This is a genomic window from Novosphingobium sp., from assembly GCF_036733805.1.
In the GTDB taxonomy this organism is placed as follows: Bacteria; Pseudomonadota; Alphaproteobacteria; order Sphingomonadales; family Sphingomonadaceae; genus Novosphingobium.
Map to the genome: position 1 here is coordinate 1 of NZ_DAIMZT010000063.1, position 18277 is coordinate 18277.

The 18277-nt window shown below is 60.1% G+C and carries 17 protein-coding genes; 7 read left to right on the top strand and 10 right to left on the bottom strand.

The features are described from left to right. Positions 1-183 precede the first annotated feature (183 nt). On the top strand, positions 184-429 hold the full coding sequence (locus V7D69_RS13155; protein WP_324061949.1) for a hypothetical protein: 246 nt from the start codon (positions 184-186) through the stop codon (positions 427-429). 11 nt (positions 430-440) lie between these two features. Here V7D69_RS13155 and V7D69_RS13160 read toward each other — a convergent pair whose 3' ends face one another. From V7D69_RS13160 to V7D69_RS13185, 6 genes are all read right to left on the bottom strand, one after another. Beyond that, complete coding sequence (locus V7D69_RS13160) at positions 441-1592, bottom strand: glycosyltransferase (RefSeq protein ID WP_324061951.1); 1152 nt, start codon at positions 1590-1592, stop codon at positions 441-443. 3 nt (positions 1593-1595) lie between these two features. Beyond that, positions 1596-2132, bottom strand: coding sequence for a DUF2141 domain-containing protein (locus V7D69_RS13165; protein WP_324061952.1), 537 nt, complete (start codon positions 2130-2132; stop codon positions 1596-1598). Continuing rightward, positions 2129-3073: a hypothetical protein gene (locus tag V7D69_RS13170; RefSeq protein WP_324061954.1), complete on the bottom strand. Its 945-nt coding sequence runs from the start codon at positions 3071-3073 to the stop codon at positions 2129-2131. The genes V7D69_RS13165 and V7D69_RS13170 overlap by 4 nt, the downstream gene beginning before the upstream one ends. A 24-nt stretch (positions 3074-3097) precedes the next feature. Further along, positions 3098-4288 (bottom strand): glycosyltransferase, encoded by a 1191-nt coding sequence (locus V7D69_RS13175; RefSeq protein ID WP_324061956.1) that lies wholly within the window; start codon positions 4286-4288, stop codon positions 3098-3100. A gap of 157 nt (positions 4289-4445) precedes the next feature. Beyond that, the gene (locus V7D69_RS13180; RefSeq protein WP_324061958.1) at positions 4446-5201 is read right to left on the bottom strand and encodes a polysaccharide deacetylase family protein; all 756 of its coding nucleotides are present in this window, start codon (positions 5199-5201) and stop codon (positions 4446-4448) included. Between the two features lie 68 nt (positions 5202-5269). Next, positions 5270-7147 (bottom strand): ABC-F family ATP-binding cassette domain-containing protein, encoded by a 1878-nt coding sequence (locus V7D69_RS13185; RefSeq protein WP_324061960.1) that lies wholly within the window; start codon positions 7145-7147, stop codon positions 5270-5272. A gap of 215 nt (positions 7148-7362) precedes the next feature. On the opposite strand from V7D69_RS13185, the gene V7D69_RS13190 reads away from it, so the two are divergent. The 5 genes from V7D69_RS13190 (at position 7363) to V7D69_RS13210 (ending at position 11525) form a co-directional block, all read left to right on the top strand. Then, complete coding sequence (locus V7D69_RS13190; RefSeq protein ID WP_324061962.1) at positions 7363-7674, top strand: FtsB family cell division protein; 312 nt, start codon at positions 7363-7365, stop codon at positions 7672-7674. Between the two features lie 120 nt (positions 7675-7794). Next, complete coding sequence (gene pdhA / locus V7D69_RS13195) at positions 7795-8877, top strand: pyruvate dehydrogenase (acetyl-transferring) E1 component subunit alpha (protein ID WP_324061964.1); 1083 nt, start codon at positions 7795-7797, stop codon at positions 8875-8877. Next, positions 8877-10277, top strand: a complete 1401-nt coding sequence (locus V7D69_RS13200) for a pyruvate dehydrogenase complex E1 component subunit beta (protein ID WP_324061966.1) — start codon at positions 8877-8879, stop codon at positions 10275-10277. The genes pdhA and V7D69_RS13200 overlap by 1 nt, the downstream gene beginning before the upstream one ends. A gap of 131 nt (positions 10278-10408) precedes the next feature. Then, positions 10409-10969 carry a hypothetical protein gene (locus tag V7D69_RS13205; protein WP_324061968.1) on the top strand — a complete coding sequence of 187 codons (561 nt, stop codon included), beginning with the start codon at positions 10409-10411 and terminating at the stop codon, positions 10967-10969. 85 nt (positions 10970-11054) lie between these two features. Next, positions 11055-11525 carry an EF-hand domain-containing protein gene (locus tag V7D69_RS13210; RefSeq protein ID WP_333606024.1) on the top strand — a complete coding sequence of 157 codons (471 nt, stop codon included), beginning with the start codon at positions 11055-11057 and terminating at the stop codon, positions 11523-11525. 1 nt (position 11526) lies between these two features. Here the strand turns inward: V7D69_RS13210 and trmFO are convergent, their stop codons facing one another. The 3 genes from trmFO to gyrA are packed head-to-tail and all read right to left on the bottom strand — an operon-like array spanning position 11527 to position 15996. Beyond that, the gene (gene trmFO / locus V7D69_RS13215) at positions 11527-12855 is read right to left on the bottom strand and encodes a methylenetetrahydrofolate--tRNA-(uracil(54)-C(5))-methyltransferase (FADH(2)-oxidizing) TrmFO (protein WP_333606025.1); all 1329 of its coding nucleotides are present in this window, start codon (positions 12853-12855) and stop codon (positions 11527-11529) included. A gap of 49 nt (positions 12856-12904) precedes the next feature. After that, positions 12905-13273, bottom strand: coding sequence for a DUF952 domain-containing protein (locus V7D69_RS13220; protein WP_333606026.1), 369 nt, complete (start codon positions 13271-13273; stop codon positions 12905-12907). After that, the gene (gene gyrA / locus V7D69_RS13225; protein ID WP_333606027.1) at positions 13270-15996 is read right to left on the bottom strand and encodes a DNA gyrase subunit A; all 2727 of its coding nucleotides are present in this window, start codon (positions 15994-15996) and stop codon (positions 13270-13272) included. The genes V7D69_RS13220 and gyrA overlap by 4 nt, the downstream gene beginning before the upstream one ends. 308 nt (positions 15997-16304) lie before the next feature. Here gyrA and V7D69_RS13230 point away from each other — a divergent pair, with 308 nt between their 5' ends. Then, positions 16305-17642 (top strand): hypothetical protein, encoded by a 1338-nt coding sequence (locus tag V7D69_RS13230; RefSeq protein WP_333606028.1) that lies wholly within the window; start codon positions 16305-16307, stop codon positions 17640-17642. 106 nt (positions 17643-17748) lie between these two features. On the opposite strand, the gene V7D69_RS13235 is transcribed toward V7D69_RS13230, so the two are convergent. Further along, positions 17749-18277: carbonic anhydrase (locus V7D69_RS13235; RefSeq protein WP_333606029.1), on the bottom strand; the 529-nt coding region annotated here is incomplete at its 5' end.

Sequence of the window (18277 nt, forward strand, 5' to 3'; positions counted from 1 at the left end):
CCATTCCAGCCAATACTCACGCCTCTCCCGCGTCAGCGGGTTCGTTCAATCACTTCGATTCCGATTTCGGGTGCGAGGCTCTAAAGATTGCAGAGCCCGTCTTCGCGATCCATGATCTACCACCCAGCTATTTTTGACGGGTTTATGACATTCCTCCAACAATGCTTGATCGTTAGCACCGGCATGGTAGCCGGGCCCGGTTCGGCCGTCATCAAGGGGCTTTCAGTCGTGCGAAAAGGGCTGTTTCGGACGAAGCTTCCGGTTATCGGGGAATGCGCTCGTGTCGATATGAGCGCGGGAGATGCTGCGCCTTACCTTGAACGGGACATGTATATGCTTCTGGGGTTTGAGCCTCACTTCGATCAGCTCCCCGAAGAACCACCCAGCAATCCCGAAGCGGATCGACTGTTCTGGCCGGAATGGCGTTGAGTTGAACACGGTCAGGCGGCCCGCCGTGCCGTCCTTACCGTAGCTGCATAGACTGCGAACAGATCTTCGAAATGTTGGTCCATGGTGCGTGCTGAAGCAAGAGGGCGAGGGCGTGTGGTCGCGATCTCGCGAATGGCTTCGGCCGCTGCGCTTGGGTCGCACGCGGCATAGGCACGGCCGGCACCGCCTCTTGCATGGTCGAGCGCGCCGCCGGCATCAGGGACGACCACCGGTATTCCACTTGCCCGAGCCTCCGCCGCGACCATGCAGAAAGTTTCCGCCTCGCAACCATGAACAAGCGCATCGGCGCTTGCCAGAATGCGGGCAAAGACGGCGCGATCGCTTTCCGGGGCGAGTAGCCGAATATGCGGGTTGCCGGCGATCCGCCGCAAGATGGTTCTCCGCTCGCGCCCTTCGCCCAGCATAACCAGCCCGATCGGCAAGTCCCGTCCCGCTGCGCTCATCGCGTCTATCACCATGGGCCAGCGCTTTTCCGGCGCCAGCCGTCCGATGGCCAGGAACAGGGCCGCGCTTTCGGGTAATTCGCAAGCCTCCAACAGCCTGGCCCGCAAAGCGGAGTCGCGGTGCCGCGAGGAAAAGCAGCCTGGCTCCACGCCCATGGGGATTGTGATGGTGTTGGCAACGTCGCCTTCGCGCAGCCGTCGGGAAAGGTCCGCATTGGCACAAACCACGTGATCGAAACTGCGGCTGTTCCGCCGAAGATGCTCCCAAAACATCGAGAACTGGCGATCGATGGTCTCACGCGAGAAAATCGGCCCGAACCAACGATAGGCATAGGCTGAAAGCGGATCCGCATGCATTACCAAGCTGCGGGGCGCCGATCCCGGCCAGCTGGCCACAAGGCTCGCGCTGCGCCAGGGAGAGGTCGCTTCTATGAAATCCGGCGCTTCGGCGTCGAGCACGGCATGGAGCCGTTCCGCTTCATTGAAGTACCAATACTTGCGGTCGAGCGGAAAGCGCGGGCTGCGGATCTGGACGATGCGGGCGCCCGGCCCCCGTTCAATCACGGCATCTTCATCTCCCGGCGCGACGATCACGATTTCGTGGCCGAGTTGAGGGCCGATCCTCAGCTTTTGTTCGACATATGTACGCACGCCACCGCCGCGGGGCGAGTAGAAGGCGCAAACGTCCACAATCTTCATCGGCTATTTCCCGTTGCGGATGGGCGCTACGCCCAGCCCGTGGCGATAGTTCAGCACGATCTGAATCGTCGTGAGACCGCTACCGGCCACGGCGGTCGCCTTGCTAGCCCTTGGTTTGCCCCAGCCGAGCTTCGGATTGCCCGCAAAGCCGATCCCGTCAATGGTCCAGTTGAACTTGCGGTCTCCATTCCGATCATGGAGCAAGCTTACCGCGTAACTACCGGGCGAGGGCAGGCGAACACAGATTTCTGGTGTCCCGGTAGCCGGCACAGGCATCTCCACGCGACGAAAGGTCTTTCCGGCGCTGACGAGAATATTGTCATCCTGAAGGAAGTCGTGATCGTTCGAGGGATAGACTTCCAGCTTAAGCCGGCCGACCCGGTCCTTGAGCCCTCTGACTTCCACCAAAAAGGCAGGTCCTCTTTCTCCCGGACGACACTGCGCTTCGGCTTTGCCCAGATCGGGAGTCGAAGGCATTGTCGCCGCCACTAACAGGGGCAGGGCGAGAACGGCGGGCACGGCCGCTTTCGCTGCCATCATGCGCGCTTCTCCGGATTGGCGAGATCGTTGATCGCGATCACGCCGCCAAATACGAGGTGTGCTACCAGAATAAGGCCAGCCAACAGTGTCATCAACTCACCGATATCTTTTTCGTGACCTAGCATGACCACGGCAACACCCGCAAACAGCAGATCCTTGTTCGGTATCAATGGCAATCGCGAAACCAGGAGCCGCAAGGTGGAGAGATACAGCCACCAGGACAGCGGAACCTCTCGAAGCACCAGGTGCCACAGCACCGCCAACAGCACCGTGGACAGAACGATACGCGCCAGATGAACCCAGGTTATCATCATCAGGTCCCGCCGCGCCAAGGTGAACACCCGGCGACGGAACACCATCGCGATCAGCGAAATGCCTAATATCAGCCCGAGCGAGAGCGCAAGCGGGCGCGAGTCCAACCCTAGCTGGGTTACGCCGAGGAAAGGCACCATGAGAACCAGCAGGGCCATGGTGACGCCATTGCCGGTCATTGCCGAGAGGATCGCAACGTCCTTGACAGCGCCGAACGGGGCGGCATCAAGTGAAACGCGCCGCCGTGCCCAGGTGTAGAAATAGGCTTCGCCGAGATAACCGAGCAGAAGTTCGTTGTAGATTTTCTTACGCAGCAAAGCGAGGAACCCACTGGGAGGGATCTGCCAGAGCTTGTAAAAAATGAGCCACTCGCTGGCCGGAGTCATCAGGTAATAGACCCAAAAGACCAGCCAGAAGGTGATGCTCGCCGGCACCATCGACAGCAGTCGAGGCAAGTTCACTCCGCCGATCTCGTGGAGAACCGCCGCAATCACCGCCAATGACAATACGATCGAGAAGACCGCGTTGCGCGTGCGATGAGCGCCGCGGTCTTGAGGCTTCAGTTCTATCGCCGCCGCCGCGTCGATCACCGTTATTTCGGATGCCAGGGCGACTGTCGTGTCGGACACATATTTCTCCGGTAATTACGCGACTTAATGCAAGTGATGGTGGGCGGCATGAGATGACATGAGATGGAACTGGCGCCGCCGCTCAGTTTCATGGCGATGACTTCGGCAGACCTCCGTCATCACATCAAGGAACCGGTTTGCGGCGTTTTCGGTTTCGTATGTGGCAGCAATGGCGCGTGCTCGGCTTATGTCCGTCTGGAACTGGCGAATGCGGGTGAGGCCATCAGCAAACGCGTGTTCATCTCCGCGTTCGACGACAATCCCGGTCCTCCCCTGATCCAGTAGGCAGGACATGCTTACGCAGCAATCGGTCGCCAGGATCGGAAGGCCCGCGGCCATGGCTTCGACCACAACGCCGGGTAAACCTTCGTAATCGGAACTGAGAACGAACACATCCGCCTCCTCGATCAGCGGATCGATGCTGGGCAAGTGGCCAGGGAACTGGATCTGCGTGGCAATACCAAGGTTCTCGGCCAGACGTTCCAGAGAGTCGCGTTCTGGGCCTTCGCCGACAATCGTCAGTGTGTCGTGAGGCCGCGCGGCCCGCGCGAAAGCGCGCAGCAGCATGGAGAAATTCTTCTGCGGCACAAGGCGGCCCGCCGCAAGATAACGGGTCTGCCATACCGAAGCAGGCCGCCGTTCTACCTTGGCGAGCCGGCTTAGGCGCTTGCGCGTGATGACTGGGTTAGCAATCACTGATACGCGATCCGGCGAGGCCAGGGTCGTATCGCATATCTCGCGCTGCATCGGTTCCGAAAGGCCGACAAGGCGATCGAACAGCGCGCCCTGGATGCGCAGCCAGTTCGCATAACCGCGCTGAATGATCGGTGGCATATCAGGGCGATGCAGGGCGTTGCTGACCTTTAGCACTACAGGCGGGGCATGCTCGCCCAGCAATAGCTTCATTGCAGCAGCGACGATCGCGTAAGTATTGCCTGGGCAGAATAGCACGTCGCTGCGATGTCTGAGCAGATAGCTGAACAGGCAATGCACCATCCACGGCGTCTCCCAGGAAGCGGTCGGAAACCGGGTGGGAATTTGCCAGTAGTCGAGGGGAGGGGCGCTGCACAGGCTTGTGCTGCCCGATCGACCAAGAACCACAGTGACCTGATGTCCTGCTTGTTGCCATTCCGTGGCGAGTCCAAGCGCAACGCGCTCCACCCCACCAGGGTCCAAGCTGTGGATCGGAATGGTGATCCTGAGAGGTCCTTGCATGATCGTCAGACGCCGCCACTATTTGCTGTCCGCAGTTTTTGCGACAGCATATTACAAATCCGAAGCAGCGGAGCTTTATGTCGTAAGGGTTTCGAGTTTGTGACTTCCCCCGCCATCGTCATTGCAGCGACATACGCAGAAATGAGGTTCGTCACGATCATTTTCCGACGCGAATGTCGGCATAGCGCGAGGGCCGATGCGTTTGGACGAAGCATTGCAAGGTGGCATCGATGCTGGAGAGGAGACTGTCCTTAGTGACGTCTCCCGGATGGACCGCGATGCGGACAGTCCGGGTCCAGGGCAGCACTTGTCTTGCCAAAGCCGCGAATACGAGCGAGGACGCCGTGCGCATCGCCGAGCGGCTCGCCCAGGTGATGACAGGGCCTTTTAGCAGCACGGCTTCCGATTGCGCATCCCACACCTTCCAATGGTCCTCCGCGAGTGCGAAACCCGCCCGCTTCAGGGCTGCGCGGGCGCCTTTACCGTAAAGCCATGCCGGAGCGATAAACCCGGCGCAGTCCCGACCAATGATATCCTCGATCAGCGCCTTGCCATCGTGCATGCGCTGCAGCGCCGCCACCTCATCGAGGCCCAGAAATTCTCCCTCGCCAGCGGTCATATGACGGGCCTTCCATCGCGCCAGGCCATCGTGCTCTGCGACGTCGCGATGGAACCAGCCATGGACGAACATCTCGATGCCCGCGTCCGCCCACGCGCGCAATTTGGCTTGAAAGGCATGGTTTTCGCGTAGTGGATGACGGGCCCAGTGATCGGGAACCACCAACATGGCGAAACGGGGACCTCCAAGCCGTGCCTCAAGCAAAGCGCCAAGTTGCTCGACCTGGCGTTCGGAGCCAGGGCCGACATCGTGGATCGAGGCGAGAAGGCGCTTATGGCTCGTGAACTGCGACATGATCTGCCTCCTAGATGTCAATCATGGCGAAGTCGCGACAATGATATGTCAATAATTGTATCAGCGCCTCAACCGCCGGCCATCACTGCGTCCAGGGCCTCGCTCGCTTCCAGCCAGGCCAGTTCCGCCTCCTCCAGCTCCCGTGACGTTGCGGTGTGGCGCTTGCCCATCTCACCAAGTCCAAGCCCCTTGATCTCGCCGCCGGCGCCCTCGGGATCGAGCAGTGCAGCGTTTAACATAGCCAGCTGTTTCTGGAGGCGCGCTATCCGGGTTTCCGCTTCCGTCACCTTTCGGCGAACCGCTTTGAGTTCTTCGCGGGCAAGGGCGCCGGTTTTGCGCATGCTCTTGTCTGCTTTGACGAGTTTCTGATCCGGCTTTGGCTGATTGCGGCCGAGTACGAAGTCGATGTAATCCTCTATAGACCCGTCGTAATTTTCTGCGGCGCCATGATCCACCAACACCAGGCGATCAGCCGCCAGCTCCACCATGTGCCGATCGTGGCTGACCAAGATCACCGCGCCATCGAACACGTTCAACGCTTGAATCAGCGCCTCGCGAGCATCCACGTCGAGATGGTTGGTCGGCTCGTCGAGAATAAGCAAATGCGGTGCATCGCGCGTTACCAACGCCAGCGCTAGGCGCGCGCGTTCACCGCCAGAAAGAGTCCTGGTCTCGGCCGTAGCGCGGTCGCCGGAAAACCCGAAGCGGCCGAGCTGGCCGCGCACGGCGAGCGGGGGCTTGCCAACCATGGCACGTGTCATCAGTTCCAGCGGCGTCGATGCAGCGGGCAGTTCCTCAACCTGGTATTGCGTGAAATAGCCGATGCGGATCTTCGGCGAAAAGCTGATCGATCCTTCCATCGGTTCCAACTGCCGGGCCAAGAGGCGCGCCAGCGTGGTCTTGCCATTGCCGTTACGGCCAAGCAGCGCAATGCGGTCCTCTGGATCGATACGCAAGTTGAGCCGCCGCAGCACCGGTTCTCCTGGCATATAGCCTACGGCGGCCAGATCCATGGTCACGAGCGGCGGGCGCAGTTCTTCCGGACTGGGGAAGTCGAAGCTCATCGCGGGGTCTTCGATCATTGCCGCGATCGGCTGCATTTTCGCCAGCATCTTTGCTCTCGATTGCGCCTGCTTCGCGGTGGAGGCGCGGGCGGAATTGCGCGCAACGTAGTCAGCCAGCTTCTTGCGCTGCGCGTCCTGGTTGGCCCGCGCCGCGGCGGCCTGGGCGTTACGTTCTGCGCGCAGTCGTTCGAAACTGTCGTAAGTGCCGGGATAAAGGGTCAGCCGGCCGGCCTGAAGATGCAGGATGTGATCGGCCACGGTGTTGAGCAGATCCCGCTCGTGACTGATGATGAGCAATGTCCCGGGATAGCCTTGCAGGAAGTTTTCCAGCCACAGGGTCGCTTCGAGGTCGAGGTGATTGGAAGGCTCGTCCAGCAGTAGCACGTCCGGGGCGGAAAACAGCAGCGCGGCTAGAGCGACGCGCATTTTCCACCCGCCGGAAAAGCTGTCCAACGGGCGTGCCTGCATCGCTTCATCGAAACCAAGGCCGACGAGAATGCGAGCAGCACGGGCAGGGGCGGAATAAGCATCGATCGCGATTAAACGCTCATGCACATCGCCCAAACGATCAGGATCGGTGGAGATTTCCGCCTCGGCAAGCAACGCAGTGCGTTCGGCATCGGCATCCAGCACAGCTTCAAACGGTGTGCGGGTGCCGCTTGGTGCTTCCTGCGCGATATAACCCAATCGCGCGCGGCGCGGCATATCCACGGACCCACCGTCCGGCTCGATTTCGCCGATGATGGTCTTGACCAGGGTGGACTTGCCCGCGCCGTTGCGACCGATCAGGCCGATCTTGCCGCCTTGAGGCAGCGTGGCGCTCGCCCCGTCAAGGATGGCACGCCCGCCAAGGCGCACGGTTATGTCGCGGATCGTCAGCATCAGCGCGCGCGTAGCAGGGTGCCGGCCGAATGCAAAATGCGCGGTGGTGCCTGCGCGAGGGATGATTTGGTTCCCAGAGCCACCGTGCGAGAGTTATCAACATCAATTGTAGGTTTCATCGCGCCGCCCAAGTTATGCGTCGATGGGCTTAAGGGCTGCGCTACTCTATGAATTAAGCTTGCAACGTGGAATCACTTGTGATTCTATGGATTTCCATGAGGACCATGCGGGCAGAGCCTAACATAGCTAAGGAGCGCCTCTTTCAGGGGATGGCGCTTGCTGTTCTGCTTCTGATGGGGCTCTATGCGATTGCCGGGCCGAGCGGTCTTATCGCATGGGGGGAAAATCAGCGATTGCTGGAACAGCGTCGCGCCAAGTTGGTGGACTTGGGTGTTGAGCGCGATCGTTTGCGAAATCGCGTGGAATTGCTGGATCCCCGTAAGGCTGACCCTGATCTGGCAGGCGAATTGCTGCGGAGCAATCTGAATGTCGCGCGTTCAGACGAGATGGTGATGCTGCTGCCCTGAAGGATGGGCGGGCAATACCGGCTTTTGCGAAAATTGTAATTTTCATCGCCTAGCTTCCGCTTTCGGCAGTGGTTGCTTATATCGCCGGGAATCGACCGCACCAACGATGGGGAGCCCCCCTTGCCGAAAGCCAAGAGTGACGCGCCGAATGGCGAAAACACCGCCGTATCTGTTGATGACGATGATTTCGCACTTCGAAGCCTGCAGCAGGCCCATGCGGCTGATCGACGCTATAAGGCCGGTAAGGAGGAACTGCTGCATCTGTATGAGCAGATGCTGCTCATCCGGCGGTTCGAGGAAAAGGCCGGACAGCTTTATGGTCTCGGCCTGATCGGCGGTTTCTGTCACCTTTATATCGGCCAGGAAGCCGTGGCGGTGGGGCTGCAATCGGCACTTAAAGGCGGGCTGGATTCCGTCATCACCGGTTACCGTGACCATGGTCACATGCTGGCTTATGGAATCGATCCCAAGGTCATCATGGCCGAGTTAACCGGCCGCCATTCCGGCATCTCGAAGGGTAAGGGCGGCTCGATGCACATGTTCAGCGTGGAGCATCGGTTCTATGGTGGCCATGGCATCGTCGGCGCACAAGTGCCGCTCGGCGCCGGACTTGCCTTCGCCCACCAGTACAACGAAGACGGCGGTGTTACGCTAGCCTATTTCGGTGACGGAGCGGCCAACCAGGGCCAGGTCTATGAAAGCTTCAACATGGCCTCGCTGTGGAAGCTGCCGATCATCTTTGTGATCGAAAACAATCAGTACGCGATGGGAACCGCCGTCAAGAGATCCTCTGCCGAAACGCATTTTTACCGTCGCGGCACCGCCTTTCGCATTCCGGGCATGCAAGTTGATGGCATGGATGTCCTGGAGGTTCGCAAAGCGGCCGAGATCGCGCTGGAGCATGTGCGGGCAGGGAACGGCCCAGTGCTCATGGAACTGAACACTTATCGTTATCGCGGCCATTCGATGTCGGACCCGGCTAAATATCGCAGTCGTGAGGAAGTGCAGGACGTGCGGGAAAAGCGGGACCCCATCGAACATGCGAAGAATGAATTGATCGAAATGGGTGTTGCCGAAGCCAGCCTGAAGGAAATCGACAAACGCGTGCGCGCACAGATCGCCCAAGCGGCCGATTTCGCGGAGAGTTCGCCGGAGCCGGAAGTGGCGGAACTCTATACCGACGTGCTGGTGGAGAGCTACTGATGGCGATCGAATTGAAAATGCCTGCGCTCTCTCCCACGATGGAAGAGGGCAAACTTGCGAAATGGCTGGTCAAGGAAGGGGATGAGGTCTCCTCCGGCGACATCCTTGCTGAAATCGAAACTGACAAAGCCACGATGGAATTCGAGGCCGTGGATGAAGGCACGGTAGGCAAGCTCCTCGTGCCTGAGGGGACCGAGGGTGTGAAGGTCGGCACGATCATTGCGGTAATGGCCGGCGAGGGAGAGGATGCCACTGCAGTAAAAGCGCCGGCGACGAAGGTAGAAGCGCCGGAAAAGGCGGAAAAAGCGCAAGAATCCGGCGTCCTTGATGCCGGCTCGACGCAGCCTGACAGCGGGACCGCCCAACTCGCGAGCAAAGTCCAGCCGCGCAAAAATTCAGAGATTCCTCAAGGCACCAATATGAAGACGTCGACGGTTCGCGAAGCGCTCCGTGATGCCATGGCGGAGGAAATGCGCCGAGATCCGCGCGTTTTCGTCATGGGTGAAGAAGTCGCCGAGTATCAGGGCGCTTACAAGGTCACGCAGGGCCTCCTCGAAGAGTTCGGTCCCAAGCGTGTAATCGACACGCCGATCACCGAATATGGCTTTGCCGGCATTGGCACCGGTGCGGCGATGGCCGGCCTGCGTCCGATCGTCGAATTCATGACCTTCAACTTCGCGATGCAGGCGATCGATCACCTCATCAACTCAGCGGCCAAGACCAACTACATGTCGGGCGGTCAGATGCGCTGTCCCGTCGTGTTCCGTGGCCCTAACGGGGCCGCATCTCGCGTGGCGGCTCAGCACTCACAGAATTACGGTCCATGGTATGCAAGCGTGCCGGGGCTGGTGGTTATAGCGCCTTACGACGCCTCCGACGCGAAGGGTTTGCTCAAGGCCGCGATCCGCAGCGAGGATCCGGTCATCTTCCTCGAGAATGAGCTGGTCTATGGCCGCAGCTTCGAGCTGCCCGAACTGGACGATCACGTCCTGCCGATCGGCAAGGCGCGTGTCATGCGCGAAGGCAAGGATGTGACGATCGTATCTTATTCGATCGGTGTGGGTGTGGCGCTGGAGGCTGCGGAAACGCTTGCAGGTGAAGGCATCGAGGCCGAAGTGCTCGATCTGCGTACACTGCGCCCGCTTGACAAACAGGCGGTGCTGGAGAGCCTCGCCAAAACCAACCGGATGGTCGTAGCTGAAGAGGGTTTCCCGGTTTGCTCGATCGCGTCGGAAATTTCCGCCATCTGCATGGAGGAGGGGTTCGACTATCTCGACGCGCCGGTTGTTCGCGTGTGTAACGAGGACGTGCCGCTGCCTTACGCCGCCAACCTCGAAAAGGCCGCGCTGATTGATGCGGCGCGCGTTGTCGAGGCGGTCAGAAAGGTCTGCTACCGCTGAACGGGCAATCTCAGACTGGATTTGCGGGAGCTGGACAAGACGTTCTTATCCAATCGTTGCCGGTCGCTTCACGCCTGGCATTAGCTTACGCTTCAAAAACAGCGTACCTGCCTGTCCTATCGCTTTTCGCGTTGGACGCGCGGCTGGCTGGGCTCCTGCGCCATTCGCGCGAGCCGATGCTGGCGCAATTGAGACTTTCCTGGTGGCGAGAGTCTCTCGGCCGGGATAGCGCGGAGTGGCCGGCGGGTGAGCCGTTGCTCGTGGCGTTGCGCAGTTGGAATGGCCAACACGGTGCATTGACGGCGTTGGTTGATGGCTGGGAGGCGATGACCGGCCCGGCTCCACTTCCCACCCAAGCCTTACAGGCCATGGCGCAAGGGCGCGGCGATGCTTTTGCGGCCCTGGCGCAAGTGCTGCAGCGCGATGGAGAAATCGAGTCTGCCCGGCGATTGGGCTCGCAATGGAGCCTGGCCGATGTTGCGATCCGGCTCGGCAATTCCGAGGAACGGGCTGCCGCCTCATCTGTGGCGATTGAGAGGCGAGAACCTCTTCCGCGCGTTTCGCGATCCTTGCGGCCGTTGCTGGTCCTCAGCGGATTGGCGCGCCATAACTTGGACCGCGGGAATACCGGAGCCGCGATATCCCCGGCTGCAATGCTCAAGGCATTACGGCTTGGATTGCTGGGTTTCTGACCCGGTGCCGCAATATTAAAGATATGTAATTTCCGTCGAATGGATGCGAGAGGCTATCCAGGCTCTAAGGCAAGGATAGCTCACGATGAATCGTTTTCTCCTCGGCGGCCTGGCCGCATTGGTCATGGTCGGCATCGGTTTGTTCTGGCTTCAGGGACGCGCTGAAGTTGAAAAGGGCGCACCGCCGCCTGACCCGGCCGCATCCCATGGGCCTGCCGATTTGCCGAGCGCCAGCGCGGCCGACATCACTGGTCTGGTCGGGCCAGCGCCGCCCGAGGCCACTGAACTAACTCGCGAACAGCGTCGCTTCGGCCGTTATGACCGCGATCGAGACGGACGCATCAGCCGCAACGAAATGCTCTCCACCCGCGCGGACGCATTTCGTAAGCTCGACAAGGACGGAAACAATCTGCTGACGTTCGAGGAATGGGCCGTGGCCACGGCCGATAAATTCGGTCAAGCGGATATCAATCACGACCAGTATCTTACCGCCGCTGAATTTCGCACCACGGCGCCTCCGCCAAAGCCAAAGCCGAAATGCTCCTGCGCAAGGTAGCTCAGGCCTCTGGCGGCAAGTTTGCCAGCCACGTAGCGATATCCCGCTTGGCGCGTTCGGTGTAGGCTTCCTTGCGTTGCTTCTTCTTCACGTCATGCAATGGCGGAAACAGGCCGAAGTTCACGTTCATCGGCTGGTATGTTTCCGCCTCCGCGTCGCCGGTAATATGGGAGAGCAGCGCGCCGAGGGCGGTCGTACGAGGCGGCGCCTCCCATTTTCGACCAACGAGTTGTGCGGCCGTCATCAGGCCGGCCATCAATCCCACCGCAGCGCTCTCTACGTAGCCTTCGCAACCGGTTATCTGGCCGGCGAAGCGTACATGCGGTGACGATTTCAGCCGCAACTCGCGATCGAGAAGAAGCGGGGCGTTGAGAAAGGTATTGCGATGAAGCCCGCCGAGCCGGGCGAACTCCGCTTGTTCCAGGCCCGGAATCGTGCGGAACAGACGCACTTGCTCCGCGTGTTTGAGCTTGGTCTGGAAGCCGACCATGTTCCACAGCGTGCCCAGCTTGTTATCCTGCCGCAACTGCACGACCGCGTAAGGCCAGCGCCCTGTTCGCGGATCATCAAGGCCGACCGGTTTCATAGGCCCGAAACGGAGCGTGTCGAGACCGCGCTCAGCCATGACTTCAATCGGCATGCAGCCGTCGAAATAGGGCGTATTCGCTTCCCACTCCTTGAACACGGTCTTTTCGCCATCAAGCAGCCCCTGATGGAAGGCGAGATACTGTTCTTTGTCCATCGGACAATTTATGTAATCCTTTGTCTCGCCCTTATCCCAGCGCGAGGCCATCCAGCATATGTCCATGTCGATTGTCTCTCGATAGACAATCGGAGCGATCGCATCAAAGAAAGCCAGAGAATCCGCGCCTGTCGCTTGGGCAATCGAGCTGGCCAGGACTTCGGCGGTAAGGGGGCCGGTGGCGATAATGGCGAGGCCGTTCGATGGCAACGTGTCGATCCGCTCCCGCACGATCTGCAAGGTCGGAAGAGCTGCGAGCTGCCCCTCGACCTCAGCCGAGAACACATCCCGATCGACGGCGAGCGCCGATCCTGCCGGAACCCGCGCTTTGGCGGCGGCGGCCATGATAAGCGAATCGCAGCGACGCATTTCATGATGCAGAAGGCCAACGGCGTTCTTCTCATCATCGTCGGAGCGGAAGGAATTGGAGCAGACGAGTTCGGCTAGGGCATCTGTGTGGTGGGCTGCCGTGCGTTCGCCGGTGCCGCGCATTTCGGATAGCCGCACATGGAAGCCCCTTCGGGCGATCTGCCAGGCGGCCTCGCTACCGGCAAGGCCGCCGCCGATGATATGAACGTCAGGATTCATGGTTTTCGGTCTAGCTTGTCCCCAACCCGGCGAAAAGGCCGCGGGACGTCTATGAAACTTCAATATCCGGCAGAAGGAGCGCGCCCGTGCGATCGAACGTGATCGGTCCATGCGCGATGACTGCTGAAAGCGGCAAGACGGCATACAGGTGCGGAAACAACGCACCGCCGCGTGACACTTCCCACTTTACCGCGTCTGCCAGCACGGCGAGATCCACGGCGGCGATATGAAGGTCATCTTGGCCGGCAAAGTGCTTGTCCAACGTGCCTTTCACCTGTCCGAGGGTGGACAAATGAATATATCCATCCGCGATGTCCACCGGTGCGCCGGCAAATGTCCCGGCGGACAAGAGATCTTTCAATTGCCGGCTCGAGAGTATTTTGTAGGCGACAGCTTCGTGAGCGGACAGCTCGCTCATTCCGTGCTGTCCGCGCCATCAGAAACAGGTGTCTCGGCCGCGCCGAGCTCCTCCTCAGGCTCTTCGTCAAGCCGAACCGCGCTGACCACATGCTCGTCGCGCGAGACGTTGAACAGGCGCACGCCCGCCGAACCACGGCCGATCACGCGCAGCGATTCCAGCGGCAAACGGATCAGCTTCGCCTGGTCCGTGACAAGCATGAGCTGTTGAGCTTGAGTGACCGGAAAGCTGGCTACGACCGGACCGTTACGGGCGATGTTGTCGATGTTCGTAATGCCCTGGCCGCCGCGGCCGGTGCGGCGATACTCGTAGGCTGACGAGAGTTTTCCGTACCCATTGGCGCAGACAGTAAGAATGAATTGTTCACGTGTGGTAAGTTCGACCATACGCTCTGCTGTAAGCGCGGCTTCACCTTCCTTTTCGCCTTTCCAAGGCGCAAACTTGAGATATTCCTCGCGCTCCTCCGAAGTCGTGCCGACGCGGTGAAGAATCGAGAGCGATATCACTTCATCCCCATCCTTGAGCGTCATGCCGCGCACGCCGGTTGACGTTCGGCTGGCAAATTCACGCACATCATCGCCGGCGAAGCGGATCGCTTTGCCCTGACGGCTGGCAAGCAGGACATCGTCCGAAGGTTCGAGCAGGGCGACACCGATCAAGCGATCGTCGCTGCCTTCATCAAAGCGCATGGCGAACTTGCCATTGCTCGGGATGTTGGCGAAGGCATCCATGCTGTTACGGCGCACATTGCCCTTCGCAGTGGCAAAAACGACCGAGAGCTTGCTCCACTCCGCCTCATCGTCAGGCAGGGCCAAGACGGTTTGGATCGTTTCTCCCTGGTCGAGCGCTGGCAGCAGGTTCACGATGGGCCGTCCGCGCGTGGTCGGCCCGCCTTCCGGCAGCTTGTAGACCTTCATGCGATAGACTTTGCCGGCGGTGGAGAAGAACAGGACCGGATTATGCGTGGAGGTGACGAACATCGTCGTCACCGCGTCCTCTTCCTTGGTCGCCATGCCCGCGCGGCCCTTGCCGCCCCGGTTCTGAGCCCGGAAGGTGGAGAGGGCTGTGCGCTTGATGTAACCGTCCATGGTGACAGTCACCACCATGTCCTCGCGCTCTATCAGGTCTTCGTCCTCGATACCGTCGAACGCAGCAGTGATTTCAGAGACGCGCGGCGTTGCGTAAGCATCACGCACTGCCTGAAGTTCGTCCCGCATCACTTTGTAAAGCTTGACTCTATCGGCCAGGACCGAAAGATATTCTTCGATCGCAAGGGCGAGCTGCTTCAGCTCTTCCCCGATCTCGTCACGGCCAAGGGCGGTCAGGCGGTGCAGGCGCAGGTCAAGGATGGCCTTCACCTGCGTTTCGGACAGTCGATAAGCGCCACCCGTTTCCTCGGCACTGGGTTCGATCGCTTCCACCAGCCGAATATACGGCGCGATCTCGCCGATCGGCCATTCCTTGGCGAGCAGCTTGGCGCGGGCATCAGCCGGGTTCGACGATCCCCGGATCATCGCCACGACCTGGTCCATATTGGAGACCGCCACGACCAGACCGAGCAAAATGTGTGCCCTGTCACGCGCTTTATTCAGCTCGAACTTGGTCCGCCGGGTGATGACCTGTTCGCGGAACTGTATGAAGGACTGTATGATATCCCGCAGTGACAGAATTTCCGGCCTGCCGCCTCGGATGGCCAACATGTTGGCCGGGAAGTTCGATTGTGCGGGGGTGTTTCGCCAGAGCTGGTTGAGAACGACTTCCGGTGAAGCATCGCGCTTCAGATCGATGACTACCCGCACGCCTTCGCGGTTCGATTCGTCGCGGATATCGGAAACGCCTTCGATCCGCTTGTCCTTGGCGCCCTCCGCGATCTTTTCGACGAGGCCCGATTTGCCTATCTGGTAGGGAATGCTGGTCAGGACGATGGAGCGGCGATCACCCCGACCTTCCTCAATCATGTGGCGGCAGCGCTGAACGATCGATCCGCGCCCGGTGGTGTAAGCCGCACGGGAACCGCTTGATCCAAGGATCAACGGCGCGGTCGGGAAATCGGGGCCCGGAATGATTTCAAAAAGTTCTTCTGAGGTGATCCCCGGATTCTCCATCATCGCGAAACAGCCGTCGATGACTTCGCCTAGATTGTGCGGTGGGATATTGGTCGCCATGCCGACCGCGATACCGCCAGCGCCATTTACCAACAGGTTGGGGAAACGCGCCGGGAGAACGGACGGCTCCTGCCGCGACCCATCGTAGTTTTCGACGAAATCGACGGTATCCTTGTCAAGATCGTCCAAAAGGGAATTAGTCACGCGGGCCAGGCGCGCCTCGGTATAGCGCATCGAAGCTGGCGGATCCGGATCCATTGAGCCGAAGTTGCCCTGACCATCGACCAGCGGCAGACGCATGGACCACGGCTGAGTCATACGCGCCAGCGCGTCATAGATAGCTGCGTCGCCATGGGGATGGTAATTACCCATCACGTCGCCGACGATCTTGGCGGACTTGCGGTATGGCCGCCCGGCGACGAAGCCGCCTTCCTGACTGGCGAACAGAATGCGGCGATGAACGGGCTTCAGACCATCGCGCACATCAGGCAACGCGCGACTGACTATCACGCTCATCGCGTAATCGAGATAGCTCGTCTTCATCTCGTCGACGATGTCGACTCGGGTGTACTCGCCTTCGGGGCCGGTGTGCTCGTTATTCTCGATGTCGTCGCTCACGCGGGGTACGTCGCCGTTTGTCTGTGGAAAGGGTGATGAACCGCCCTAGGCGAAGCGACAACCGATTGCCACCATCCGAAGGCTGGGGCAGCCAGGGCACGCGGCGTTTTCCACACTTAAAGGGCATAGAGTGCCAAGAAGCCCGTAGGCGCAATCTGACCGCTGCGACGAATTGCATTCAATCAGCGTTCAGTGGCGTATGGCTAATGCCACGGCAAGGTTGCCAAGTAGGGATTTCGCCGCCACTACCGGTCTGTTTCTACCCGCTTGCGGGTGCAATTGTTTTGTTTGGAGAAGGAGTGGCCTTGATGGCTCGCAGGTTCGTGGTTTCTCGTGTTGCTCTTGCCATTGCTCTTTCGAGCGGCCTGGCCGTCGCCGCGGCCTCGCCTGCAATGGCGGAGAAGAAGGAAAAGGCAGCAGCCACCAATTTCTCCGACGCATTCCGCAAGGCTGCCGCGCCTATCGAAAAGGCGATGAGCGATGCCACTTCCAAGCTTCCCGCCGGCGCCAAGCCGACTGATTTCGCCGCCGCCAAGTCGCAGATCGACGCAGCGCTGGGCGGTGATGGAAAAGCCGCGCTCGAAGCTGCCGTGCCCAGTGCGACCACACCTGACGACAAGCAGGCCCTTGGATCTATGATACGCAATTACGGCATTCTGTCGCAGGATCTGGCCACCAAGCAGCGTGGCACTTTGTTGATGCTGGAAAGCGGCAAGGTTCAGGGGCAGATGGCCGGCACGCTTAACTTCGATGCGGGCGTGACCGCTTATCAGCTGAAGGATTGGGCATCGGCTGCCAAGTACCTGAAGGCTGCGAAGGACGCCGGCTACGTGGATCCCAACAATCAGCTCGATATGGTTCTGGCTGACGCTTACAAGCGCAGCGGCAACACTGACGCCGCGCTGCAAATGTCCAAGGAGGAGATCGCGGCGGCGCAGGCCAAAGGCGTGGCGCCTAGTGAGACATCTCTCCGCAACGCGCTGCAGCAGGCATATGACGCCAAGCAGGTCGGCCCGTCGACCGAATACGCCGCGATGCTGGCGCAGTACTACCCCGGCGCCTGGAGCGTCGCGATCGGCGTGGTGGGGCAGCTGGCCCATCTTCCGCGTGAGCAGGACATCGATCTGATGCGGCTTAAGTACCTGACCAACGCCATGGCTGAAAAGCGGGATTATTTCCTCTATCTTGAGGACGTCGATCCCCGCGCTTATCCCGGTGAGGCGCTAAAGATCATTGAGGACGGCTTGGCTAAGGGCAAGCTGACGGCGTCAGAGATCGCAGCGGACAAGGCGAACACCTCCGCGCGCGTGGCGGCCGACAAGGCTTCGTTGCCGGCCACTGCCAACCAGGCCATGAAGCCGGGGGCATCCGTGGGCGCAGTAACGGGAGCAGGCGACGTCTTCCTCAGCTACGACGAACCGGCCAAGGCGGAGACATTCTACGCCAAGGCGCTGAGCATGCCGGGGGTTGATGCCAGCAAAGTCACGCTTCGGTTGGGCATGACTCAGGCTATGCAGGGCAAATACGCCGATGCTCAAGCGAATTTCGCGAAAGTGACGGGCACGCGCGCTCCGGTTGCGAAGATGTGGAGCGCTTATGCCAAGAGCAAGTCCGCACCGGCCGCTTCGGCAACCGCCACGCAATAAACGGAATATTCCGACCAGTTGACACAGAAAGGGCGACGGAAAACCCGTCGCCCTTTCTCATTGTCCCTCAGGGACAGCGTTGTCTCTCGATGGACAAACCTTGTCCTCAGGACAGTGGCTGAAACGTGCCGTCAACATCATCCATCAGGTGCAGGACGCCGTCGGAAATAGCGAAGAAGGTGCCACGCAGCCGCAAGTCGCCATCGCGCACCTTTCGACGGATGCAGGGGAATGTCATCAGATTGTCCAGGCTGACCTTGACGGCGGCCTGTTCCATTTGCCGCTCTGCCGAACGGCCGGTAGTGCCGAACTCTTCGGCAACAGGGCCGCGTGCATCGTCCAACAAGGCAATCCAGTCAGCGATAAAGCCTCCTTCGCCGGGCTCGGTGCCACGCAACTCCTGAGTTAGAGCGGCTTTGCAGCCACCGCACATGCCGTGGCCCAGGACCACGATTTCCTTCACTTTGAGCACTTGTACCGCAAACTCGAGAGCCGCCGAGACACCATGGTGACCAGGCGTGGTCTCGAAAGGAGGGACGAGCGCGGCCACATTGCGCACGACGAATATCTCCCCCGGATCGGTATCGAAGATCTGCGTCGGATCCACGCGGCTGTCGGAGCAGGCGATAATCATG